This window comes from Erysipelothrix sp. HDW6C (assembly GCF_011299615.1).
In the GTDB taxonomy this organism is placed as follows: Bacteria; Bacillota_I; Bacilli_A; order Erysipelotrichales; family Erysipelotrichaceae; genus Erysipelothrix.
Genome location: NZ_CP049861.1, coordinates 1,898,686 through 1,920,197, shown reverse-complemented (window position 1 = coordinate 1,920,197; position 21,512 = coordinate 1,898,686). Strand labels below are relative to the sequence as shown.

The following is a 21,512-nucleotide window of genomic DNA, read 5'->3' as shown; positions in this document are numbered from 1 at the left end:
CTTTGGCAGATGGGAAACCCGTATTGTTTGCGTTAAAAACAGTGAAGGTGTATACGATTGTATAAATCAGGATGGTACCGCGTGAAAACGTTCCTGTTAGGGATGTTTTTTTTATGTTATGGAGGAAAAGTTTATGAAAAACTTAAGCAGTAGCGAAATTAGAAATATGTTCTTGGATTTCTTTGCGTCCAAGCAACACATGATTGAACCCGGAGCGCCCCTTGTTCCCGTCAATGATGATACTTTATTGTGGATAAACTCAGGTGTTGCAGCACTCAAACGTTATTTTGATGGAAGTGTCAAACCTGCGAATCCGCGTATCGTAAATATTCAAAAGTCCTTGCGCACAAACGACATTGATAATGTTGGACGTACAGCACGTCACCATACTTTCTTTGAAATGATGGGAAACTTTTCGATTGGCGATTATTTTAAAGAAGAAGCCATCGCTTTTGCGTACGAGTTCTTGTTTTCGCCTGAATGGATTGGTCTTGATGTCAATAAAGCGTACTTTAGCGTTCATACAGGGGATAATGATGCGTATAATTTTTGGGTGAAAAATCACAATATCGATCCAAGTCGTATCCTTCGCACTGATGACAACTATTGGATGATTGGAAATGGTCCAAGTGGTCCTAACAGTGAGATATTTTACGATCGTGGTCCTGCATTTGATCCAGAAAATATTGGTGAGAAACTCTTTTTTGAAGATTTAGAAAATGATCGTTATGTCGAAGTATGGAATGTTGTATTCTCACAGTATGATGCTGTTGAAGGTCAACCGATTTCATCATTTAAAGAACTTCCACAAAAAAATATTGATACAGGAATGGGATTTGAACGACTCGTCAGTATTGTACAAGAAGCAGAAACAAACTTCGATACCGATTTGTTTAAACCGATTATTGATGCAATTAGCAAGCTTACTGTAGTGCAATATGAGGACAATGTGATGGCATATCGTGTCATTGCTGACCATATTCGCTCACTCGTATTTACGTTGGCGGATGGAGCGTTATTCTCTAATGAAGGCCGTGGATACGTCTTACGTCGCTTGCTTCGTCGTGCGGTTCGTTTTGGAAAAGTCTTGGGAATTGAAGGCAGTTTCTTGAATGGACTTGTTGATGAAGTCATCGCAGTTATGAAAGATTTCTATCCATACATAAGCGAACGTCGTGACATGATTGTTGAATTAATCCTGAGTGAAGAGAAACGCTTTGCAAAAACCTTAGCAGGTGGAGAGAAACTCTTGTTAGACAGCATTAAGGCAAGTGAGAGTCATAATATCGCCGGTGATGTCGCATTCAAACTTTATGATACCTATGGATTCCCTGTTGAATTGACTCAAGAAATTGCCGCGGAATATCATTTCACTGTCGACCTTGAGGGATTTAATATCGCCTTGGAAGCACAAAAAGAACGTGCACGTTCAAGTCGTACAAAAACAGAATCTATGAACTCACAGCAAGAAGAAATCATGAATTTCACGGTTCCAAGTGAATTTGTATACGATGCATTGAGTCTGGAATCAACAGTGGTTGGATTGTTTGTAGATGGTAAACGTGTTGATTCGTTCAGTGGTAAAGGACACGTTGTCTTTGCTCAGACACCGTTTTATGCTGAGAGTGGGGGACAAGTCGCCGATACCGGAACAATTAACGCTGCTGCTGCAAGCGGCCGTGTGATTGATGTTCAACGCATACCTGGTGGACAAAACCTCCATCTTGTTGAAGTTGAAGGGGCGATTGAAGAAGGACAAACCTTCATGTTAAGTGTCGATCGTCAACGTCGTGTTCTCATTCGCAAGAATCACTCAGCAGTTCATTTGCTTCAAGCAGCGCTTAAACAAATTGTTGGAGATCATGTCAAACAAGCGGGTTCCTATGTTGATGACGAATACTTCCGCTTTGATTTCTCGCATTTTGAACGTCTCAATGATGCGCAACAACAAGAAATTGAAACCTTGATTAATGATTGGATAGCAGCATCTTTACCCATTGTTACCGAAGAGAAACCATTGGATGAAGCGAAGAAAATGGGAGCAATGGCATTGTTCTCAGAAAATTATGGTGATATTGTACGTGTTGTAAGTATGGGTGATGTCTCCATTGAACTCTGTGGCGGAATTCATGCACAGGGAACAGGTGAAATTGGGCTCTTTACAATTGTTTCTGAAGAAAGTGTTGGTTCGGGTGTCCGTCGAATTATTGGTAAAACAAGCAAAGGTGCTTTCGAAACACTTAAAGCCAGTGAAATGGCAATTGCAGCAATTCGTGACCAATTAAAACTATCTCCCCAAAAATCAATTCATGATAAAATTCAAGAAATGAGTGATGAGATTAAAACGCTTGAGCAAAAGTTCCAAGAGGTTATGGGTGATGTGTTAAATGCAAAGACCCAAGACTATGTAAATGCTGCGCACGTTATCAATGATGACTTAAAATTTGTATGGATTGATCTTGAGGATCAAGAAACAGAAATGGTTAAGGATTTAGTTGAACGTGTTCGCAATCATGTAGATGTCGTTTTTGTTGCTAATGCAAAGGCAGATAGCGTGACATTTGTCGTTGGAATGAGTGATGCTGCGATTAAAAATGGATACAAAGCTGGCGATTTCGCGAAAGCTGCTGCACTCGTTACCGGTGGTAATGGGGGTGGTCGTCCCAACTTTGCACAGGCTGGTGGCAAGGATATCACCAAACTCTCAACTGCAAAAGCGGAAATCTTCAACAAAGTGGGGATTAATCTTTAAATTTGGTTGCGGATGCGATAAAATAGAAACAAAGGATGTGATACTATGTCTAAAAGTAATATGACAGAAACAATGGCTTATAATTCTGATCAAGTTCGTCATGATAGAATTAAAGAGATTTTATTACAAGTTCAAGATGCGCTTGAAGATCGTGGATACCAAGCGGTAAGCCAGATCTCAGGATATCTCATTTCTAACGACCCGGCTTATATTTCGTCGCATAAAAATGCACGTAATACAATCCAAGAAGTTGAGCGATACGAAATCATCGAAGAATTGGTTCGTTTCTATCTCGATCAAAAGTAATGGTCGGTAAAGTAATTGGCTTGGACTATGGTTCCAAAACATGTGGTGTAGCGGTGTCAGACGCCTTAGGGATGTTTGCGCATCCAGTTGCAACACTGTATTACAGTGCTTCTATTGACGAACTTAAAGAACCACTGCAAGAAATCATAACCAAAGAACGTGTAAAAAAGATTGCGCTCGGTTACCCTAAAATGATGAACAATGATATTGGGGAACGTGCACAATTGTCTGAAGATTTTAAACAAACACTTGAGACGTGGTTTGATGTGGAAGTAACCTTGATTGACGAGAGGTTAACAAGTGTTGCTGCGCATCGTATTTTGATTGATCAAGATGTCTCACGTAAAAAAAGAAAGAAAGTCGTTGACCAGTTAGCTGCGGTGCAGATATTGCAATCGTTTCTTGACCGACAACGGTTCCTAGAGGGAAATTAACATGGAAGAAAAAACAATTATTGTTATCAATGAAGACGGTAGTGAGGTATCAATGGATATCCTCTTTACATTTGACGATGATACCTTCAACAAATCATACGTACTTTACGTAAACCCAGAAGATGAATCAGGTGAAGTTTTCGTTTCTAGCTACACTACTGAAGGTGAGCTTGAAAGCATTACTGATGAAAAAGAATGGGCAATGATTGAAGAAGTCTTTAATGCATTCGTTATTAAGCATGAAGGCGAAGAACATGACCATTCAAACTGCGACCACGATCACAGCAATGAAGAAGTCCACTAAGATTATTACAGCCGCTATCAGTTTACTTGTAGCGGCTGCTGTTCTGTTTATCGTGCTCTTAAACAGCAACACAAGCGCAATTTCTAAGGAAAGCGAACCGGTTTTATTTCAAGTTGAGGAAGGTCAAGTTCAAAGTGATGTTCTTGACAAGCTTGAGTCTGAGGGGATCATTAAATCGGCGTTCTTTACGAAATTAAAAGCAAAAACTTCAGGTTATACAGATACCTATGCTGGTTATTTTGAATTAGACAAATCGTGGTCATCCGTCGAAATACTTGAGTATATGAATAATCGTGATAATGCAGCACCCAGAGAGGTGACCATTATGTTGGTGGAGGGAAGTTGGGCCAAAGACATGGCACGTACAATTTCACAACATACAACCGCCTCTGAAGAAAAACTATTGGAACTGTGGAATGATAAAGCCTATATATCGTTATTGATGGAATACTATGATGTACTGCCTGTTGAATTATTGGATAATAAATCAGCCAATGTACTCCTAGAAGGCTTCCTCTACCCAGATACCTATACATTTGATATTGAAGCATCCGAAAAAGAAATTACGGAATTGATCATTTCGAATGGAAACCGTCATTACAATGATTACAAAGGTAAAATTGCCGCATCTGGATTCAATCATTATGAACTTATGACTCTTGCTTCAATTGTTGAATATGAAGCAAATACAGATGTGGACATGCGTATGGTTGCTGGTGTCTTTATGAACCGTTTGCGTGATGGGGTAAAGCTTGAGTCAAGTGTTACCGTCTGTTATGCACTGTATACGTTTGAAAGTTGGGAAGACTGTGAACGTGAAAGTCCAGACTCTCCATACAACACATACCGCTATGAAGGGTTAACACCTGGACCAATTTTGAATCCATCGGTACGAGCTATCGAAGCAACATTGGATTATGATAAAAATGATTACTTCTTCTTCATTGCAGACGTTAATGGTGATGGCAGTGTCCATTACCAAAAAACATATGCAGAACACGAAGTTGTTCGTAAAGAATTATTAGGATACTAGGAGGACGTTATGCATCCGATTATTATTGGGATTGCCGGAGGAAGTGCCTCGGGGAAATCGAGCATTGCCAAGCGCTTAAAAAATCACTTTGAAGAAACTCAAAATGTCGTAATCATTCGTATGGATGATTACTATCGTGATCAAACTGATGTACCGATGGAAGTTCGCATTGGAACCAATTATGACCACCCATTTGCGTTTGATATGGATTTATTGGTTGCTGATATTACAGCACTCAAGAATGGTCAAGCCATTCAGAAACCTGTGTACGATTTTATGAATCACACACGGAGCACATACCATGAAGATATTGCGCCAAGCGATGTTATTGTGATTGAGGGTCTTATGACACTTGATAATGAGGCACTTCGAGAGATGCTTGATATTAAAGTATTTGTTGATACAGCTGCTGATGTGCGATTCATTCGCCGTTTAAAACGTGATGTGAATCAACGTGGTCGCGAAATGGAACACGTAATTGATCAATATGTTACAACCGTTCGAGTCATGCATGACCAGTTTGTCGAACCTTCCAAACGTCATGCCGACATAATCATTCCAGAAGGCGCACATAACGCCGTAGCGATTGATTTGCTGACTACGAAAATAGGTAGTATCATAACCAGTAGTGTGGTATAATTCTAATTCAAGGAGTGATAATATGACAGAAAGAATTCCAGTTACTCAAGAGGGACTTGACGATCTTAATCGTGAACTCCGCCATCTTATTGATGTCGAACGTCCTGAGGTCATTGAAGACCTAAAAGCAGCGCGTGCACAAGGTGACTTGTCAGAAAACGCTGACTACGATGCAGCTCGTGACCGTCAAGCACGTGTCGAAGCCCGTATTCGTGAACTTGAAGCTACAATCTCAAAAGTTGAGATTATTGACACAAACAGTAAAACAAAACACAAAACAGTAAGCCTTGGTGCTACTGTCACCATCTTCGATATGGAACTTGGTGAAGAAGAAACATTTTCAATTGTTGGATCAGTTGAAGCGGATCCAGACAACGGGAAACTCTCAAACGTATCACCACTTGCCCAAGCAATGCTTGAAGCAGTTGAAGGAGACGTGGTTGAGGTTAACGTTGAAGAACCTTACCAAGTTAAAGTTCTTAAGATTAAATAATTAGGACACGATGCAGTGACCACACACTTTAGGGTAGGTGATTACAATGCAACGTGTTCTTTTTTTTATGCTCTTGTTGGGAGTGTGTATCATGGGGATTGTGGGACTCAAAGATATGCGACCGATAGATCAAGCAAACCAATCTTTGATGAATGTTACAGTTATTTATAAGAACGAGACCAAGACAGTTTTAATTGAACCTTTTGCAACGCTAGATGAAGTGCTGGAAAAGGTTGTGTTGGATGGTGATGTTGACGAGCGTAAGATAAATCGCCAGAAGATAGTTGCCCATCGCGATGTGATTACAATCCCAACGCTTACTGAAATTGAACCAATCTCGATCAATACAGCAACAGCTTTAGAACTTCAAGTATTGACCGGTGTCGGTCCGAAGATGGCAAGTGATATTGTCGCATACCGTGAGGAGCATGGAAATTTTCAGATGTTAGAAGATTTAATGCTTGTTAAAGGAATGGGCGTGAAGAAGTTCGAAAAAATAAAGGCCGATATATGCTTGTAGTTTATGGCATTGTTGTTCTCTCTCTTTTTGGTTCTTGGTTCTATCACCAGTGGGTTTTCATTCTGGCGTGGGCGATGTTTGTGGAGAGGAAACAAAATCGTGGTGCAGTTTTCTGTATTCTTGGGATTGCGTTGATGGTTACACACTACTGGTATCCTATTGAATCAAACGTGACTGGGTTTGTAGAGTCTATCGGGGCATCGAGCTATGTTGTGCGGAGTAAAACACAAGGTTATCGCATTATTGGACAATATGATGGGGCACTTGGAGATCGTTTGTCAGTTGTTGGTGATCAAACACGCATAGTGAATTCAAATAATCGCATTCAAACCGTGATAACAAAGCCGCAAACAACCGTTCAGTCAAAGAATACTTCAATTCGAACGATACTTTGGAAGAAGACTTCTGACTATCCCTTACTTCAAGATATTTTATTTTCACAGTACAATTCGGATTATCCGTTATTAACGTCATTGTCTTTTCAACTTACAGGCCTTCTTACAATTGTAACTTTTATCCTTCGCCCTTACATTGGAATGCAAAAATGCAAGTCTGTTCGTCTTTTCATATGTAGTATTCATGCCATCCTTTTTGGGATTGGCTTTTCATTGCTGCGTGTCATGCTAAAAGACCTTGTAAGCAAAGAAAAACAAGTGATTATCCTCTTAATCCTTTTTCCAGGTAGTGTCACGAATATCGCGTTCATACTTGTTTTTGGCAAGTTTCTAATTTCTGGGTTATCGATGCGGCTGAAGGATTCGTATGCAATTACGCTATATCTTAACTTACGTGTATTGTATCGATTCAATCCTCTTGAATTGGCGCTTTACAAGGTGACTCGGATTGTATGTGGACTTGTGTATATTGGCGCACTGCTCTCTTTGCATTGGTCGTTTATGCTGGAATACACAGTCAAATTCTTTGAGTGGTATATTGGATTTTTTGAAATTAGTGTTGTGAAACGTCTAACACTTGTGGGGAAACCATCCATCCTTTTTTTGATTCTTTTGGTAATGAGTGCATATCGACAATCGAACACACAAAAATATGTGGTCTCGATGATGTGTTTGTGGTTAACGTTTTATCCATTTACACGTATTACATACATCGATGTTGGTCAAGGGGACGCAACGCTGATCCAATATCCATTCAATCTTGATACCACCCTCATTGACACAGGTCGACGTCAAGCATACTCAGACCTCCGCAATACGTTATACGCTCAAGGTGTAAAAGAACTTGATCAGTTAATCATTACTCATGATGACTTAGACCACAGTGAAAATACAGAGCAATTAGAACGTGAATTCAATCCGAGAATCATAAAAAATAAAACAGATACGCTTGAATTCTACACAATGCTTTTGTCAGATATTAGTTACGAAGAAAGTAATGCCAACTCTCTCATTGTCCTTGGGCCACACAATACCTTATTCATGGGTGATGCCGGGCTTGAACAAGAGCGCGAACTCATGCGTTCCAATCCGTTCTTATCTGCTGATTTATTGAAGTTGGGGCACCATGGTTCAAAAACATCGAGTGGTCGTGATTTCTTACAAGCGCTGCGACCACGGTATGCAATCATAAGTTCGCGACCTTCAACATACGGACATCCTCATAATGATGTGATGCGAAATCTTTTCAACCTAAGAATTACCCCGCTTCAAACCTCACAACTTGGGAATATTACCTTCATCTGGACACCGTTTTTGGATTATTTCGTTACTTCCAAGGGTGCATTTGGTATAATTAACACGGTGATAAAATGCTAGACGTTATTTTCGGAAAAAACGATTATTTAATTCAACAAAAAATCGATAAAATTTTAAAAGATCAACTACAAAACTACGGTGAAGCGGAAGTGTTGCGTTTTGACATGCTAGACCGTGAATTTACAATGGATGCCGTATTTGAGGCTGCGTTCACAGTGTCCCTCTTTGGAGATAAGAAAAGAATCATCCTAACAATTCGTGAAAAAGAAGCGAAGAAAGCCAGCGAAGAGCAGTTGCTTGAACTCATGGGTGCATCATCGTTTGAAATCAGTGTAGTCTTAGTGTTTGATAAGAAACCACTTGCGAAAACGAAACTAAAGAAACAGATTGATAAAACGGCCAATGTTCATACGATATCAGAACTTACAGAGAATGAGACTGTAAACTATGTGAATCAAGAAGTAAAGCGCAGAGGTTTGAGTATGAATGAGCGTGCCGTGAATCTTTTTGCGAGTCGCGTGGGAATTGACTTGTTACGTATGCAACAGGAATTTGATAAGCTTGAGGTGCTTGGGCGTGCGATTACTGAAGTAGATGTCGAGTTACTTGTAGCACGTTCATTAGATGATAATATTTTTGCGCTCAGCGATGCACTCGTAAAAAAGAAAATGAATGAGACTTTTACGGTCTATCATGATTTACTTGCTTTAAAAATGGACCCCTTGGCACTCATTGGAATGGTTGCTGCAAGTTTGCGCCGAACTTTCCAAGTGAGTGCGTTGGTTGAGGCTCATTATCAGGCGAATGATATTGCTCGCAAGTTGGATATCTCTGAAAAGCAAGCGCACTTCTTGGTCCGTTATCAAGCTGGTAATGCTACAACGATTTTAAGTTTACTCAATCGTTTGGGGCAAATTGATCAAGACGTGAAGTTAGGAAAAATTGATCGCTTTGTTGCCTTCGAACTTTTTATGATAGAAGTTATGCGTTAAGTTATTCTATGATTTTTGAATCAACACAATTCCCTGTGTTGTTAGAGGTGAGTATATGAAAATAAGAAGTTATAAAGGTGATTCACTTCACCCTTTAATTAAAGAAAAAATAGTTGAGTTCAGTGAATCGAAACTACCAACGACCATCGATACAATTGCTGAGAGTTATTTGGGTGCCTATTTGTATAATGATAATGAAGAAATAGTCGGCGGTATTACGGGGCACAGTTTTTGGAATATGCTTCACATTGATTATTTTTGGATTGATGAAAATTACCGCGGTAAAGGGACGGGTAGCGAGCTTCTCGCAGCAATGGAAGAGAAAGCGCGTTCTGAAAAATGTACGTGCATCACTCTTGAAACCTTTTCTTTTGAAGCGCCTGTTTTCTACGAGAAAAATAATTATGAGCGTTTTGGTGTGATTGAAAATACACCTCTTGAAGGTATTGATTACTATTTCTATCGAAAATACTTATAGAATCAGAACGTTAAAAATTTAGACCAACTTTGGACAGTGTCCTGGTTGGTTTTTTTTATTGTGTGCTGTGCGCCATTAGCGATAAAAAGGCACTCAATATGGCGTGATGCTTCTTGTTTCTGGAGGAAATTTGACACAAAAAAAGTGCGATGATTGCTCGTCTACACTTTACTTTTGAAAGACTATTTTACTGTGTTCATCAATTTTGAAATTGATGATTTTTTACGGCTAACATAGTTCTTATGGTGTATGTTGCTTGTAATTGATTTGTCCAAGAGTTGGTTTGAACGGTTGAACAATACAGTTGCTTTCTCTTTGTCTTCTGCTTCTACTGCTGTTTTAAAATCTACTAAAGTATTTTTTAATGTCGTTTTTTGACGACGGTTTGAAGCTTGTTCCTTACGGCTTGTTAAGACGCGTTTCTTTTGACTTTCAATTTGTGGCATAATTCCCACCTCCAATATATTCAATATTATATCAAAAAAGCACAGTTTATGCGAACCAATCGTAAAAAAATGTATCAACATGATTCTCGACCAATAAAATAGATATATGCTATCACAATTTTTCGTTATACGGGGCTCACTATGTGTGCTATTTTATAGACAATCGCAAATGCGGAGATTGTGTATGGAGGTGCGTATGAGACATTTAAAGATTCTGAAAAGTGTGATGGTTGTGACTTTGATGGTATCTTCATTCTTTTTGATAAAGCCAGTGCTAGCTAATGATAGTTACCCAAGTCAAACAACTTCAAATATCAGTGGCGATGAGCGTGTGAGTTTGGAGAAGACGGCAGTATGGGAATCAAATACGAATCAAGCACGCGTTGATCTTACTTTTGATGGGTTTGAATCGGTATATAAACTAGCAAAGCCTACGGATGTAATTTTCTTGTTGGATACATCTGGATCCATGGGTGAACAAAGTGGAAACCTCAATCCCGAGCATGAGTTCTTTTACATGCGGACTTATCATACAAAACTGAATATTACGCCATCGATGTATGACTTCTTTAACAATCTAATCCTGCCGTTGGTAGTCAATGATAGTGGTACATTGAATGGGACGGGTGAAATTGATATTACGTCTGGGGAGCATTTCTTAACAGAGACGGGTTACAACTATAGCGTAGATCCACAAATTAAAATACAAATAGATCCGGACGATTTAGCGACACTCTTCCCAACATACCCATATATGGATGGTGCCGATGTCCACCTTGTGCCACGTAACTATCAAGGAACAACAAGTAGCAACCAACGGTTGGCGTTTATGAGTGGAACAGGCGATCTTGCCTGGTTCTTGGTTGATTTTAATCAACCTGTAAAGAATTATATGAGTGAGGTTGAAAATAATGTTTACCACCGTGATGGATTGGGAAGTCGCGTGAGCTATCCGATAGCGAGACTGGAGAATTCACCGACAACTTATACAAATTACGCTTACCAACCCTCTTATGTTGACAAGATGGAGCTGATAGATTTGGATGGCAATGATGCGTCGTATGATCTTGCTGGTGTTCCACGATCGTGGTATGAAAGTTCGCTGAATTCAGTTACAGGAAATCGTGAGGGGTCGTATCAAAGGGTTCATCTCTTGTATGATGCTGTCGCATACTTTGGTAATCGCCTCTTAACACAAACACCAGAAAGCCGCCTGGCGTTCTCTTCATTCAACACCCGTGCACGAGGTATTGATACTGTAGGGAATCCAGTTCACTCACAAGATTATGCGATGTTCACAGATGATAAGAATACCTTTATGAGCGGTGTCGAAGAAAGTGTAAAATACACCGGTGAATTCGTAGAACAGTACCTTAAAGGGGAAACGGGGCAGACAACCCAATCAATGTGGACGAATTATCTTGCTGCACTAATGTCGGGTTATACAATCATGAAAGCAGATACTGAAGTGAACGATCATGCCAAGGCAGTTGTGTTGGTTACCGATGGTGCACCAACATATACTATGGATAACTTAAATGCAAACTCAAATGGGAGTGAGGCTGTAGCTGCCATACGGAGTGGCGGGCATGGTATTGCTGACAGTGATAATCAATTAATGAGCGAGACAATCAAAAGAACATACCCGGATTATGATTTTTATGCAATTGCGATTCAAAGCTCCAATGAGAGCGCAATGATGACACGTTTAAGTAAATTTATTGATGAAGAGAATATTTTCAGTATCAATGCCGATGATACTGAGGGCATTGAAGCAAGTTTTAATGATATCTTTAAAAAAGCATACGATGAAATTACTCAATCAACCAAAATTGTCACGATGAGTGATGTGATTGATAATCGCTATTTTAGAGTTGATGAGTCACGATTGATGATGAATAGCGACAATGTATATTTTCCATCTGAATATACTGATGTTAGCATTGTGTCAGATACTGTGGATGGCGTTCCAGTTCAACGTGTAACATTTACCTTTACGGTTTCGGATGAGACTCTTTTATCACAACGTGTATCCATACCATTGTTTCTAAATGATGATGCAGATACCTCAGCATCCAATGGCTTTGCACCTACAAACTATGATGGGATAGAAATGGGAGCCCGAGTGGATTATTTGGACCTTGAAGGCGATGCGCAAACTGTAGAAACATCAAAAACATGGCTACCAACGTCAAGTGTCGTAATAACAAAGGTTGATGATTCAACTCAAAAATCAGTGTTAGCAGGTGCGGAGTTTAAGCTTCATTATGCCGATGGCACATTGCATAGTGACCGGACATATACAACGGATTTTGAAGGAAAGATTGCAATTACAGCGTTAACGCCAGGTATCTACAAACTCGTTGAAACAAAAGCTCCAAGTGGACATACGATTGGTGAGGCTTCAACAACGATTGATTTAACCAACAGTGATGACATACTGGCGATCGAAATCGTGAATAAGCGAATCCTGCCGCCACACGGTGATCTTGTCATTTCCAAGACTGTCACAGGTGATAAAGCACCCGCGGATTCGTTCTCATTTGTACTAGAGATTGATACTGATGCGATATTTAAGATCACGAAGGGAAATATTACGAGTAGTATTCAAAGTGGTGATGTGATTGAGTTAAAGCATGGCGAATCGTTAACGGTTCACGACATTCCAGCTGGATTGGAATACTTGGTGACCGAATTGCAACATTCCAACTATACTTCAGTTCCAGCCTCTGGTATCATTACGGGAAAAGTTGTTGCGGATACAATTGCGGATGTTCAATTTATAAATGTATATCATGCCCCAACGAGTCCCATTGACCCAATTGAACCCGAACAACCATTGGCACCCAAACCGCCTGTATTACCACATTCAGGTGTATCCAACCATCCGATTGTGATAATTGGACTGGGAATTGCTCTTGGCGGATTTGTAGCAATTTTGGGTGCGGTAGTTTCCCATAAACGCAAGAAATAATTCGAAAACGTCCCAGTGACGTTTTCTTTTATTCACATGGGGCAATACTTCTTTAATCTTGCTTGTGAACCATGCTATAATAAGTGATAGGATGTGATAGTATGCGCGTAATGTTTATGGGGACGACCCCTTTTTCATGTGTTATTTTACAACAATTAATTGATGATGGTTATGATGTGGTTGCAGTTGTAACGCAACCTGACCGTCCATTTGGACGAAAGAAAGTGCTTAAGGCATCTCCAGTTAAAGAGATGGCGTTTGAACATGGAATTCCAGTGCTCCAACCTGAGCGCATTAAGAACAGTGTTGATGAAGTTTTAGCGATGCAACCGGATTTAGTTATTACCTGCGCATATGGGCAGATTGTACCCAAACCTATTTTGGATTATCCCAAATATAAATGTTTGAATGTCCATGCTTCATTGTTACCGAAATTCCGTGGGGGAGCACCGATTCATTGGTCAATCATTCGTGGTGAGATGGAAACGGGTGTTACCTTGATGCTCATGGATGTTGGTATGGATAGTGGTGATATGTTAACCTCACGCAGCGTTCCAATTGCGGCCGACGACACAATGGGTGATGTAGAAGCAAAACTTATGCATGTCTCAAAGGATTTAATTCATGTTGATCTTGCACGTTATCTAAATGGTGAGCTCGTGTTTGTGCCTCAAGATAAAGATGCAGTGACACTTGCCTATACAATTCAACGTGATGACGAGTTTATCTCTTTTAATCAAGATGTTCACATCGTGTACAATCATATTAGAGGGCTAATTCCATGGCCAGTAGGATATGGTCGTTTGGAAGGTGAAAATGTGAAGTTTCACCAAGCCAAAATGATTGAAACGGTACAAAGCAAAATACCAGGAACAATAACTCAAGTGACAGATGAAGGAATTACAATTGCGTGCCTAAATGGTTCAGTTATCATCACTCGTATTCAGCCTGCAGGCAAACCTGTGACTGCTGCGAAAGACTTTGCCAATGGTATTGGACGCGATTGGAAGGGGAAAATATTTGAATGAACAATAAATACGAAGTAAAAAGAACACAAACACTTGTGTTAATAGGAATTGTGACAGCACTAATTACCGGACTAACCTTATTCACACGTTTTCCGATTGCTTATGGTTATTTAAACTTAGGCGATGTGGGTGTTATGTTGGGGGCTTTATTACTGCCAATGCGCGGTGCTATTTTTGCTGCCAGTGTTGGAAGTGCTTTGGCGGATATATTGGGTGGCTACCCACAGTATGCGATCTTTACGATTTTTATCAAAGCATCAGAAGTTTTGGTTATTATTATGCTGAAACGTTATCTCACGCACAAGCGTCGTTATATTGCTTTCTTTGCAGCAGGATTAACAATGGTTGTCTTGTATGCGGGATTGGATGCTCTACTTTTGGAAGATGCTAACATCTTCTGGGTATCAGCAGTGGGGAATTTACCTCAGGGGCTCATATCTGCACTTATTGTTAGCCTGTTTTACCCCAAGTTTAAAGAACTTGTGGATCGTTTAAGGAGTCTTGATTCATGAATCAGAAAAATATAAGAAACTTTTCTATCATTGCTCATATTGACCATGGTAAGTCAACATTGGCAGATAGGATTTTAGAACAAACAAATACCGTTGCGACACGTGATATGCAAGCACAGTTACTCGATCAATTGGATCTTGAACGTGAGCGCGGAATTACCATAAAACTTAACTCCGTGCAATTAGAATACCACGCCAAAGATGGTCAAGATTATACGTTTCATTTGATTGATACGCCTGGGCACGTCGACTTTACGTATGAAGTATCACGCTCACTTGCTGCTTGCGAAGGTGCTATTTTGATTGTTGATGCAACACAAGGAATTCAAGCTCAGACATTGGCCAACGCATATCTTGCGATTGAAAATGATTTGGAAATCATGGTTGTTATCAATAAAATTGATCTGCCTTCTGCTGACCCTGAGCGTGTTAAGAAAGAAATTGAGGATGTCCTTGGCATTGATGCCAGTGATGCTCCACTTATTTCTGCAAAAACAGGCTTGAATATCGATCAAGTATTAGAAGCGATTGTTGAAAAAATTCCCGCACCACAAGGTGATATCAATGCACCGCTAAAAGCGTTAGTCTTTGACTCGATTTACGATACATATCGTGGTGTTATTGCATATGTCCGTATCGAAGAAGGCTCTGTGAAAATTGGTGATGAAATCCGATTCATGCAAACAGGTGCCGTTTTTGAGGTCACAGAGTTGGGAATTCGTACACCTAAAGAAGTTAAGAAGAATCAACTCGTTACGGGCGAAGTAGGTTGGATTGGAGCATCCATTAAATCAATTAAGGATGTTCAAGTAGGGGATACGATTACGCATGACGCACGTCCTGCAGCAGCGCCACTACCAGGATATCGCAAACTTAATCCGATGGTATATTGTGGACTTTATCCAATCGATAGCAAGCGTTACACAGACATGCGTGATGCCTTAGAGAAAATGGCGCTTAACGATTCTTCCTTGGTTTTTGAACCAGAAACATCGCAAGCTCTAGGATTTGGTTTCCGCTGTGGGTTCTTAGGGCTCTTACATATGGATGTCATTCAAGAACGTTTGGAGCGAGAATATCTCTTTGATCTTATTGCAACTGCACCATCCGTAGTATTCCATGTTTATTTAACCAATGGTGAAATGATTAAAATCGAGAATCCTTCAAAGATGCCGGTATCAAATGTTATCGAAAAAGTTGAAGAACCTTATGTAAAAGCAGAAATTATCGTTCCTTCAGAATATGTAGGATCGGTAATGGAATTGTGTCAAAATAAACGTGGTACCTATATCGATATGCAAGCACTTGATGCAACACGTATGAACATTATCTATCACATGCCACTTGTCGAGATCGTCTTTGACTTTTTTGACCGACTCAAATCATCAACGCGTGGGTATGCCTCATTTGATTACGAGTTTGTGGGTTATAAAGAGTCTAAACTTGTCAAGATGGATATTTTACTAAATGGAGAGATTGTCGATGCCTTGTCAACAATCGTTCATCGTGATTTTGCCCAAGCACGTGGAAAGACAATTACGGAAAAACTCCGTACGTTGATTCCCCGTCACCAGTTTGAGGTTCCAATTCAAGCGGCAATCAATCAAAAAGTCATTGCACGCTCCACAATCAAGGCAGTTCGTAAAAATGTTATTGCGAAATGTTATGGTGGAGATATCAGTCGTAAGAAAAAACTATTAGAAAAACAAAAAGAGGGAAAGAAACGCATGAAGCAAGTAGGGTCTGTAGAGATTCCTCAAGAAGCATTTATGGCAGTTCTTTCGATGGATGATGAATAATATCTTTGCCAGCATACAAAAAATGCGCACGCATTTTGGCTGGGATGAAACAGACACAATTGACTTTATGGTCAATTGTGTTTTAGAAGAATCACAAGAACTCAAAGAAAGTCTTAACGAAAGTGAAGCGGCATTCAAAGCAGAACTTGCCGATGTCCTCATGTACGTGCTCTCAATTTGTTATGACCGCGGTTATGATGTTGAGACAATCATTAATAACAAGATTGCTGAGGTGATGAAGCGTGAGTACTAAGGCGTTGTATGTTCATATTCCATTTTGTGACCACATCTGTGGGTATTGTGATTTTACACGGTTTAAATATGCACGCGTAATTTCAGATGATTTTATGATTCGATTGATCCAACAAATCAATGCATTACCCAATAATCTTGAAACAATCTACGTTGGTGGAGGAACACCAACCTCTTTAGAAGATGATCAGCTCGAAGCACTTTTGCAAGCACTCAAGCCCCACTTGGCGACGGACTATGAGTGGACATTTGAGGGAAACCCTGAGAATCTGACGTATGATAAAGTAAAGATGCTCCATGATTATGGTGTGAACCGCATGAGTTTGGGCGTGCAAACATCCGATGATGATTTGCTGGAAAAAATTGGCCGTCATCATAAATTTTATGATGTTGGAAAAGGAGTACAACTCCTTCGCGACATTGGCATTGACAATATCTCTTTGGATCTGATGTACGGTCTTCCGGGACAAACTCTTGAGTCGTTTCAAAAATCGATGAAAGATATCATTGCCTTGCAACCGGATCATGTCTCAATTTATGCGCTGACTGTTGAGCCCAATTCACTGTTTGGACGACGCGGTATCAAACCGGTACCTATTGAACTCGAGACAGAGATGTTCCTTTCGTGTATTGAAATAATGCAAGCCAATGGGTTTGAACATTATGAGATTTCAAATTTCAGTAAACCAGGAGCACGAAGTCGTCACAATCAAGTCTACTGGCGCTATGAAGACTTTTATGCACTCGGACCGGGTTCAAGTATGAAAGTCGACCATACACGTCGTACATGGACGGTCCGGTTGGGTGAGTACCTTCAAAAAGAAGCATACAAAGAAGTTATTGAATTATCTTTAGAAGATGAAATGTTTGAATTTATAATGATGGGCTTGCGAATTCGTGAAGGGATTACTTTTAAACGGTTTTATGATCGCTTTGGAATTACCATGCAAGATGTATTTTCCGATGCCATTCAACAAGGGGTTCACAGCCAATTGCTTGAAGTTAATGATGATGGTATTGTGACGACATTTAATGGTTATATTATGTTAGATGATGTTTTACTGCCATTTATGGATATATTGGGCGAATAAGGAGACACTATGGCGAAGAATACAGATGAATTGTTTGATGCGTTAGCATTTGAAGGAAAGTTGAATTCAACGTTGGATGAGACATTGCATGTTATGCCAACGCTTGCACATATTTTTAACGAGTTACTGGAAGCGAAGTCACTCTCAAAACGTGAAGTCATTGATGCAAGCCTGCTCAATCCAACGTACGCATACGAGATATTTTCAGGCAAGAAAACCAATCCATCTCGTAACCATATTCTTCAACTTACCCTAGGAATGGGATGTACACTTGAAGAAACCAAATATGTCTTAAAACACTCAAACGTTAATCCGCTCTATCCTAAGAATACACGCGATGCCATTATAATCTATGCGATAAATCACAAACATGATTTGTCAGAGACAGAAGAACTTCTTGAAAAACATGGGGAAAGTTATATATGTCGGGAATAACAGGGATTTTAAAAGATAACCAATACGATCATGTTCGTGAGTTGGCCAGCAAAGACAGCGTGAATGTTGATTTGGTGTATTCGCACGAACACGATCGTCTGTGCGTTCGCAAACGAATTCATAAAAGTAACGTTGATAATGCGTCATTGGCCGTCTTAAAAACTCTAAATCATCCCCATGTTGCAAAAATCTATGATTACTACGAAGTGGAAGATGCGACAATATTCATTATCGAGTATATTCAAGGTCAAAATCTCTTAGACTATATTCGTACGACACGCGCAACCGATGCTGAAATTGCAAACCTCATGGTACAGCTGCTTGATGCTGTTGCATACTTGCATCAACATACACATCCGATTATTCATCGTGACATTAAACCGGATAATATTCTGGTTGATGAATCTGGGCACGTAACGTTGATTGATTTACAATCCTTTCGTATATTTGAACACGGTAAAGGTCAAGATACCGTTTATGTTGGGACCATTGGTTATGCTGCTCCCGAACAATTTGGGTATCGTCAAACCGATGTTCGAACCGATATTTATAGCATCGGAATGACACTAAAAACAATTGTCACTGATCAGGAACCTTCAGATCAGAACTTGCCAATCATGTCCCCATTTAAAAATATCATTCTAAAGGCAACAGCATTTGACCCACAAGATCGATACACAAGTGTGTTGGCCATGAAAACTGCATTTGCACCATTTACCAACACTAAAGTAGAAAAACAAGTACCGAAGAATCACCGACTCACGGCGTTTAAGATTCTACGAGGGTTCAGTATTTTCTTTTTACTCGGAACGCTATTATACTTTGATAAAAATTCGTTCACAGATGCCTTAATCATGATAGTTTATGGAAATTATATGTTGAATATTCTGATTTGGCCACCGTATTTCATTCTTGGATTCTCATTTGTAAAAAATCGAGAAACACGGGCCTCTAAAATTTTAATCGTCGGAACGTTGTGGTTCTTTACATTCTTATTTTTAGGATTTCTTATTCAGCCACTTACGCATCTTGCGAGTGACCCGAGTTTATTTTCATCTAAGACATCATGAACCTAAAAAAAATCAGCATTTTCAGCTGATTTTTTTCTAGAGTTTTTGCAAGTAGTATTCTATGATAGCTTGAGTTCCATTTTCCGCAAAGCCTTGCTCACTCATAACATCATAAATTTTAGTGACATTCTCAACGATTGGTAGATACAAATCGTGCTTTTCATCCATCACAAGTTTTAAGTCTTTGAGGAAGTGTTTGACATAGAATCCCGGAGCATAGTCCTTTGAAATCATTTTAGGCCCGTTGTTTGCTGCTTGCCATGATGATGCACTTCCACCCGTAATAACTGCCAGCATTGTTGTCATATCAATGCCTTGTGCCCGAGCATAGTATAGTGCTTCGGCAGTCCCGGCGATTGCACCTGCGATTGCTGTTTGATTGGCGAGTTTTGCATGCTGACCATTTCCTGCTTCACCCATATAGTTGATAGTTTGACCAAGAATTTCAAGAAGCGGTAATACCCGTTCAAATACTAAGCGATCACCACCGACCATGATGGATAGCGTTGCGTTGATTGCTCCAAGATCACCACCGGTTACAGGTGCATCAAGAACTGGGAACCCCTTGGTTCTTCCTGTTTCATGAAGTTGTTTTGCAAGCGTTGGCGAAGATGTTGTCATATCAACCAAAACAGTTCCTGGTTTGGCATGTGTCATTATTTCGCTAAAGACTTCCTCAACATCTTTTGGATAACCCACAATGGTAAAAACGATGTCGGCATCTTTCACAACGTCTTGAATTGTTTCGTATGCCGTTGCCTGTGGTTGTAAACTTTGTGCTTTCGAGAATGTTCGGTTGTAGGCACTCACATCATAACCGGCATTTGCTAAATGAAGTGCCATTGGTTTCCCCATGACCCCCGTTCCAATCCATGCTATTTTTTTCATAATTTTGTTACCTCCATTTCCCTTATTATAACACTATTCGTGCCATTGGTTTCCCAAGTCGTTGGAAAAATAGATGATGGTTGTCTAAAATGGTTAAAGTTGAATAATCTTGCGAATAGGGGGATAATAGTTATAGGAAAGCGAGGACTTATGATGGCGATAGATTTAGAACAAGCAATGGCATTACCAGAAGTGCAGGACTTTTTGAAGCAATCACAGCGTAATATCAATTTAGGTGTTTCAATTTACCCAGAACACAGTACTCCTGATGCTGATAAAGCGTATCTTAAACGTGCTGCTGAACTTGGATTTACAAAGATGTTTACATGTCTGTTAAGTGTTGGTGACGATGTTCAACAAATAATTGAAGAATTTACTGATGTTAATGGGTATGCACAATCACTTGGATATGAAGTGATTGTTGATGTTAATCCGATGGTTTTTGATAAACTTGGTGCAACACGAGAGGACTTGCGTATCTTCAAGCAAATGAATGTGGATACAATTCGCTTAGATATGGGGTATGGCGTTGAAAAAGATGCGGCAATGACACACAACAAGAGTGGTTTGAAGATTGAACTGAATGCCAGTACGAATGAATCACATCTTGCAGCGATGATTGCGGCAGGCGCAGATGTTCATAAACTGAGCACCTGTCATAACTTTTACCCGCAAAAATATACTGGCTTATCGGAAGAAGATTTTGTCCGTTTCTCAACTGGCATTGATGCATTGGGTGTCAGTGTGGCGGGATTTGTATCCTCAAATGCCGAGAATACGTATGGTCCTTGGCCTGTATACCAAGGTCTTGTGAGTATGGAAGATCTTCGTGGATTGCCAATCGATTACCAAGCACGTTTTATGATTGCTACTAAAAAGATCAAGTCAGTTATGATTGGAAATGCTTATGCAACCGATGAAGAACTTGTAAGTCTTTCTCAACTTGATCGTAACGTGACACAAATTGGTGTGATTCCCATAGATAATTTAAGTCCAATTGAACAAAAAATACTCTTTGCCGATCCGCATGTTTGCCGTGAATTCGCAGCATACATGAAACGGGATTTTGTGTCGCGATTTACAAATAAAGGAACATCAGTTGCGCCCAATAATACAGTAGAATCGATCCAAAAAGGCGATGTTGTTATCGTAAACGATAATCTCAAGCATTATGCGGGTGAAATTTCAATTATTACCCGGGATGGTATTGTTAACGATGGCAGCTATAATGTTGTTGCTCACATCAAACCTGAAGAAGCGAAACTTGTAGAATACCTACAATCACAAGATATGTTCCAATTCATCAAATAAGATTGTACATTCAAAAGAGACATGATATAATGAACAGGCTTTA

The 21,512-nt window shown here is 39.9% G+C and carries 22 protein-coding genes; 20 read left to right on the top strand and 2 right to left on the bottom strand.

All coding sequences use genetic code 11. From position 1 onward, the window contains the following. Positions 1 to 133 precede the first annotated feature (133 nt). Genes alaS through G7062_RS09100 form a run of 11 tightly spaced genes read left to right on the top strand, consistent with a single transcriptional unit; the run spans position 134 to position 9,663 of the window. Positions 134 to 2,752: an alanine--tRNA ligase gene (gene alaS, locus G7062_RS09150; RefSeq protein WP_166065619.1), complete on the top strand. Its 2,619-nt coding sequence runs from the start codon at positions 134 to 136 to the stop codon at positions 2,750 to 2,752. Positions 2,753 to 2,797: 45 nt separating this feature from the next. Next, positions 2,798 to 3,058 (top strand): IreB family regulatory phosphoprotein, encoded by a 261-nt coding sequence (locus G7062_RS09145; RefSeq protein WP_166065618.1) that lies wholly within the window; start codon positions 2,798 to 2,800, stop codon positions 3,056 to 3,058. Beyond that, entirely contained in the window at positions 3,058 to 3,492 is a 435-nt protein-coding gene (gene ruvX, locus G7062_RS09140; RefSeq protein WP_166065617.1) for a Holliday junction resolvase RuvX, read from the top strand. The genes G7062_RS09145 and ruvX overlap by 1 nt, the downstream gene beginning before the upstream one ends. A gap of 1 nt (position 3,493) precedes the next feature. After that, positions 3,494 to 3,796 carry a DUF1292 domain-containing protein gene (locus tag G7062_RS09135; protein ID WP_166065616.1) on the top strand — a complete coding sequence of 101 codons (303 nt, stop codon included), beginning with the start codon at positions 3,494 to 3,496 and terminating at the stop codon, positions 3,794 to 3,796. After that, positions 3,714 to 4,829, top strand: a complete 1,116-nt coding sequence (gene mltG / locus G7062_RS09130) for an endolytic transglycosylase MltG (RefSeq protein ID WP_240915946.1) — start codon at positions 3,714 to 3,716, stop codon at positions 4,827 to 4,829. The genes G7062_RS09135 and mltG overlap by 83 nt, the downstream gene beginning before the upstream one ends. Positions 4,830 to 4,838: 9 nt before the next feature. Continuing rightward, positions 4,839 to 5,468, top strand: a complete 630-nt coding sequence (gene udk, locus G7062_RS09125; protein ID WP_166065615.1) for a uridine kinase — start codon at positions 4,839 to 4,841, stop codon at positions 5,466 to 5,468. 22 nt (positions 5,469 to 5,490) lie between these two features. Further along, positions 5,491 to 5,961 carry a transcription elongation factor GreA gene (gene greA / locus G7062_RS09120; RefSeq protein ID WP_166065614.1) on the top strand — a complete coding sequence of 157 codons (471 nt, stop codon included), beginning with the start codon at positions 5,491 to 5,493 and terminating at the stop codon, positions 5,959 to 5,961. Between the two features lie 46 nt (positions 5,962 to 6,007). Further along, entirely contained in the window at positions 6,008 to 6,481 is a 474-nt protein-coding gene (locus G7062_RS09115; protein WP_166065613.1) for a ComEA family DNA-binding protein, read from the top strand. Then, positions 6,472 to 8,253, top strand: coding sequence for a ComEC/Rec2 family competence protein (locus G7062_RS09110; RefSeq protein ID WP_166065612.1), 1,782 nt, complete (start codon positions 6,472 to 6,474; stop codon positions 8,251 to 8,253). Before G7062_RS09115 ends, G7062_RS09110 begins: the two co-directional genes overlap by 10 nt. Next, on the top strand, positions 8,247 to 9,185 hold the full coding sequence (holA, locus tag G7062_RS09105; protein ID WP_166065611.1) for a DNA polymerase III subunit delta: 939 nt from the start codon (positions 8,247 to 8,249) through the stop codon (positions 9,183 to 9,185). The genes G7062_RS09110 and holA overlap by 7 nt, the downstream gene beginning before the upstream one ends. A gap of 55 nt (positions 9,186 to 9,240) precedes the next feature. Then, positions 9,241 to 9,663: a GNAT family N-acetyltransferase gene (locus G7062_RS09100; protein ID WP_166065610.1), complete on the top strand. Its 423-nt coding sequence runs from the start codon at positions 9,241 to 9,243 to the stop codon at positions 9,661 to 9,663. Positions 9,664 to 9,845: 182 nt separating this feature from the next. Here the strand turns inward: G7062_RS09100 and rpsT are convergent, their stop codons facing one another. Further along, on the bottom strand, positions 9,846 to 10,109 hold the full coding sequence (rpsT, locus tag G7062_RS09095) for a 30S ribosomal protein S20 (RefSeq protein WP_166065608.1): 264 nt from the start codon (positions 10,107 to 10,109) through the stop codon (positions 9,846 to 9,848). 196 nt (positions 10,110 to 10,305) lie between these two features. On the opposite strand from rpsT, the gene G7062_RS09090 reads away from it, so the two are divergent. The 8 genes from G7062_RS09090 (at position 10,306) to G7062_RS09055 (ending at position 19,270) form a co-directional block, all read left to right on the top strand. After that, a complete protein-coding gene (locus G7062_RS09090) occupies positions 10,306 to 13,083 on the top strand; it encodes a SpaA isopeptide-forming pilin-related protein (RefSeq protein ID WP_166065607.1) in 2,778 nt (925 codons plus the stop codon). Between the two features lie 101 nt (positions 13,084 to 13,184). After that, positions 13,185 to 14,111, top strand: coding sequence for a methionyl-tRNA formyltransferase (gene fmt, locus G7062_RS09085; protein WP_166065606.1), 927 nt, complete (start codon positions 13,185 to 13,187; stop codon positions 14,109 to 14,111). Further along, positions 14,108 to 14,623, top strand: a complete 516-nt coding sequence (locus G7062_RS09080) for an ECF transporter S component (RefSeq protein WP_166065605.1) — start codon at positions 14,108 to 14,110, stop codon at positions 14,621 to 14,623. Before fmt ends, G7062_RS09080 begins: the two co-directional genes overlap by 4 nt. Next, complete coding sequence (lepA, locus tag G7062_RS09075; RefSeq protein ID WP_166065604.1) at positions 14,620 to 16,422, top strand: translation elongation factor 4; 1,803 nt, start codon at positions 14,620 to 14,622, stop codon at positions 16,420 to 16,422. Before G7062_RS09080 ends, lepA begins: the two co-directional genes overlap by 4 nt. Positions 16,423 to 16,444: 22 nt before the next feature. Continuing rightward, complete coding sequence (locus tag G7062_RS09070; RefSeq protein ID WP_240915945.1) at positions 16,445 to 16,675, top strand: MazG nucleotide pyrophosphohydrolase domain-containing protein; 231 nt, start codon at positions 16,445 to 16,447, stop codon at positions 16,673 to 16,675. Beyond that, on the top strand, positions 16,665 to 17,765 hold the full coding sequence (gene hemW / locus G7062_RS09065) for a radical SAM family heme chaperone HemW (RefSeq protein WP_166065602.1): 1,101 nt from the start codon (positions 16,665 to 16,667) through the stop codon (positions 17,763 to 17,765). The genes G7062_RS09070 and hemW overlap by 11 nt, the downstream gene beginning before the upstream one ends. A 9-nt stretch (positions 17,766 to 17,774) precedes the next feature. Continuing rightward, positions 17,775 to 18,200 carry an XRE family transcriptional regulator gene (locus G7062_RS09060; protein ID WP_166065601.1) on the top strand — a complete coding sequence of 142 codons (426 nt, stop codon included), beginning with the start codon at positions 17,775 to 17,777 and terminating at the stop codon, positions 18,198 to 18,200. After that, positions 18,188 to 19,270: a serine/threonine-protein kinase gene (locus tag G7062_RS09055; protein WP_166065600.1), complete on the top strand. Its 1,083-nt coding sequence runs from the start codon at positions 18,188 to 18,190 to the stop codon at positions 19,268 to 19,270. Before G7062_RS09060 ends, G7062_RS09055 begins: the two co-directional genes overlap by 13 nt. Before the next feature lie 36 nt (positions 19,271 to 19,306). On the opposite strand, the gene G7062_RS09050 is transcribed toward G7062_RS09055, so the two are convergent. After that, the gene (locus G7062_RS09050) at positions 19,307 to 20,158 is read right to left on the bottom strand and encodes an NAD(P)-dependent oxidoreductase (RefSeq protein WP_166065599.1); all 852 of its coding nucleotides are present in this window, start codon (positions 20,156 to 20,158) and stop codon (positions 19,307 to 19,309) included. 150 nt (positions 20,159 to 20,308) lie between these two features. Between G7062_RS09050 and G7062_RS09045 the strand changes: the two genes are divergently transcribed. Next, the gene (locus tag G7062_RS09045) at positions 20,309 to 21,469 is read left to right on the top strand and encodes a DUF871 domain-containing protein (protein WP_166065598.1); all 1,161 of its coding nucleotides are present in this window, start codon (positions 20,309 to 20,311) and stop codon (positions 21,467 to 21,469) included. Positions 21,470 to 21,512: the final 43 nt, after the last annotated feature.

Coding starts and splice junctions, on each gene's coding strand:
- alaS (WP_166065619.1), top strand. CDS start 134: ATGAAAAACTTAAGCAGTAGCGAAATTAGAAATATGTTCTTGGATTTC.
- G7062_RS09145 (WP_166065618.1), top strand. CDS start 2,798: ATGTCTAAAAGTAATATGACAGAAACAATGGCTTATAATTCTGATCAA.
- ruvX (WP_166065617.1), top strand. CDS start 3,058: ATGGTCGGTAAAGTAATTGGCTTGGACTATGGTTCCAAAACATGTGGT.
- G7062_RS09135 (WP_166065616.1), top strand. CDS start 3,494: ATGGAAGAAAAAACAATTATTGTTATCAATGAAGACGGTAGTGAGGTA.
- mltG (WP_240915946.1), top strand. CDS start 3,714: ATGCATTCGTTATTAAGCATGAAGGCGAAGAACATGACCATTCAAACT.
- udk (WP_166065615.1), top strand. CDS start 4,839: ATGCATCCGATTATTATTGGGATTGCCGGAGGAAGTGCCTCGGGGAAA.
- greA (WP_166065614.1), top strand. CDS start 5,491: ATGACAGAAAGAATTCCAGTTACTCAAGAGGGACTTGACGATCTTAAT.
- G7062_RS09115 (WP_166065613.1), top strand. CDS start 6,008: ATGCAACGTGTTCTTTTTTTTATGCTCTTGTTGGGAGTGTGTATCATG.
- G7062_RS09110 (WP_166065612.1), top strand. CDS start 6,472: ATGCTTGTAGTTTATGGCATTGTTGTTCTCTCTCTTTTTGGTTCTTGG.
- holA (WP_166065611.1), top strand. CDS start 8,247: ATGCTAGACGTTATTTTCGGAAAAAACGATTATTTAATTCAACAAAAA.
- G7062_RS09100 (WP_166065610.1), top strand. CDS start 9,241: ATGAAAATAAGAAGTTATAAAGGTGATTCACTTCACCCTTTAATTAAA.
- rpsT (WP_166065608.1), bottom strand. CDS start 10,109: ATGCCACAAATTGAAAGTCAAAAGAAACGCGTCTTAACAAGCCGTAAG.
- G7062_RS09090 (WP_166065607.1), top strand. CDS start 10,306: ATGAGACATTTAAAGATTCTGAAAAGTGTGATGGTTGTGACTTTGATG.
- fmt (WP_166065606.1), top strand. CDS start 13,185: ATGCGCGTAATGTTTATGGGGACGACCCCTTTTTCATGTGTTATTTTA.
- G7062_RS09080 (WP_166065605.1), top strand. CDS start 14,108: ATGAACAATAAATACGAAGTAAAAAGAACACAAACACTTGTGTTAATA.
- lepA (WP_166065604.1), top strand. CDS start 14,620: ATGAATCAGAAAAATATAAGAAACTTTTCTATCATTGCTCATATTGAC.
- G7062_RS09070 (WP_240915945.1), top strand. CDS start 16,445: ATGCGCACGCATTTTGGCTGGGATGAAACAGACACAATTGACTTTATG.
- G7062_RS09060 (WP_166065601.1), top strand. CDS start 17,775: ATGGCGAAGAATACAGATGAATTGTTTGATGCGTTAGCATTTGAAGGA.
- G7062_RS09055 (WP_166065600.1), top strand. CDS start 18,188: ATGTCGGGAATAACAGGGATTTTAAAAGATAACCAATACGATCATGTT.
- G7062_RS09050 (WP_166065599.1), bottom strand. CDS start 20,158: ATGAAAAAAATAGCATGGATTGGAACGGGGGTCATGGGGAAACCAATG.
- G7062_RS09045 (WP_166065598.1), top strand. CDS start 20,309: ATGATGGCGATAGATTTAGAACAAGCAATGGCATTACCAGAAGTGCAG.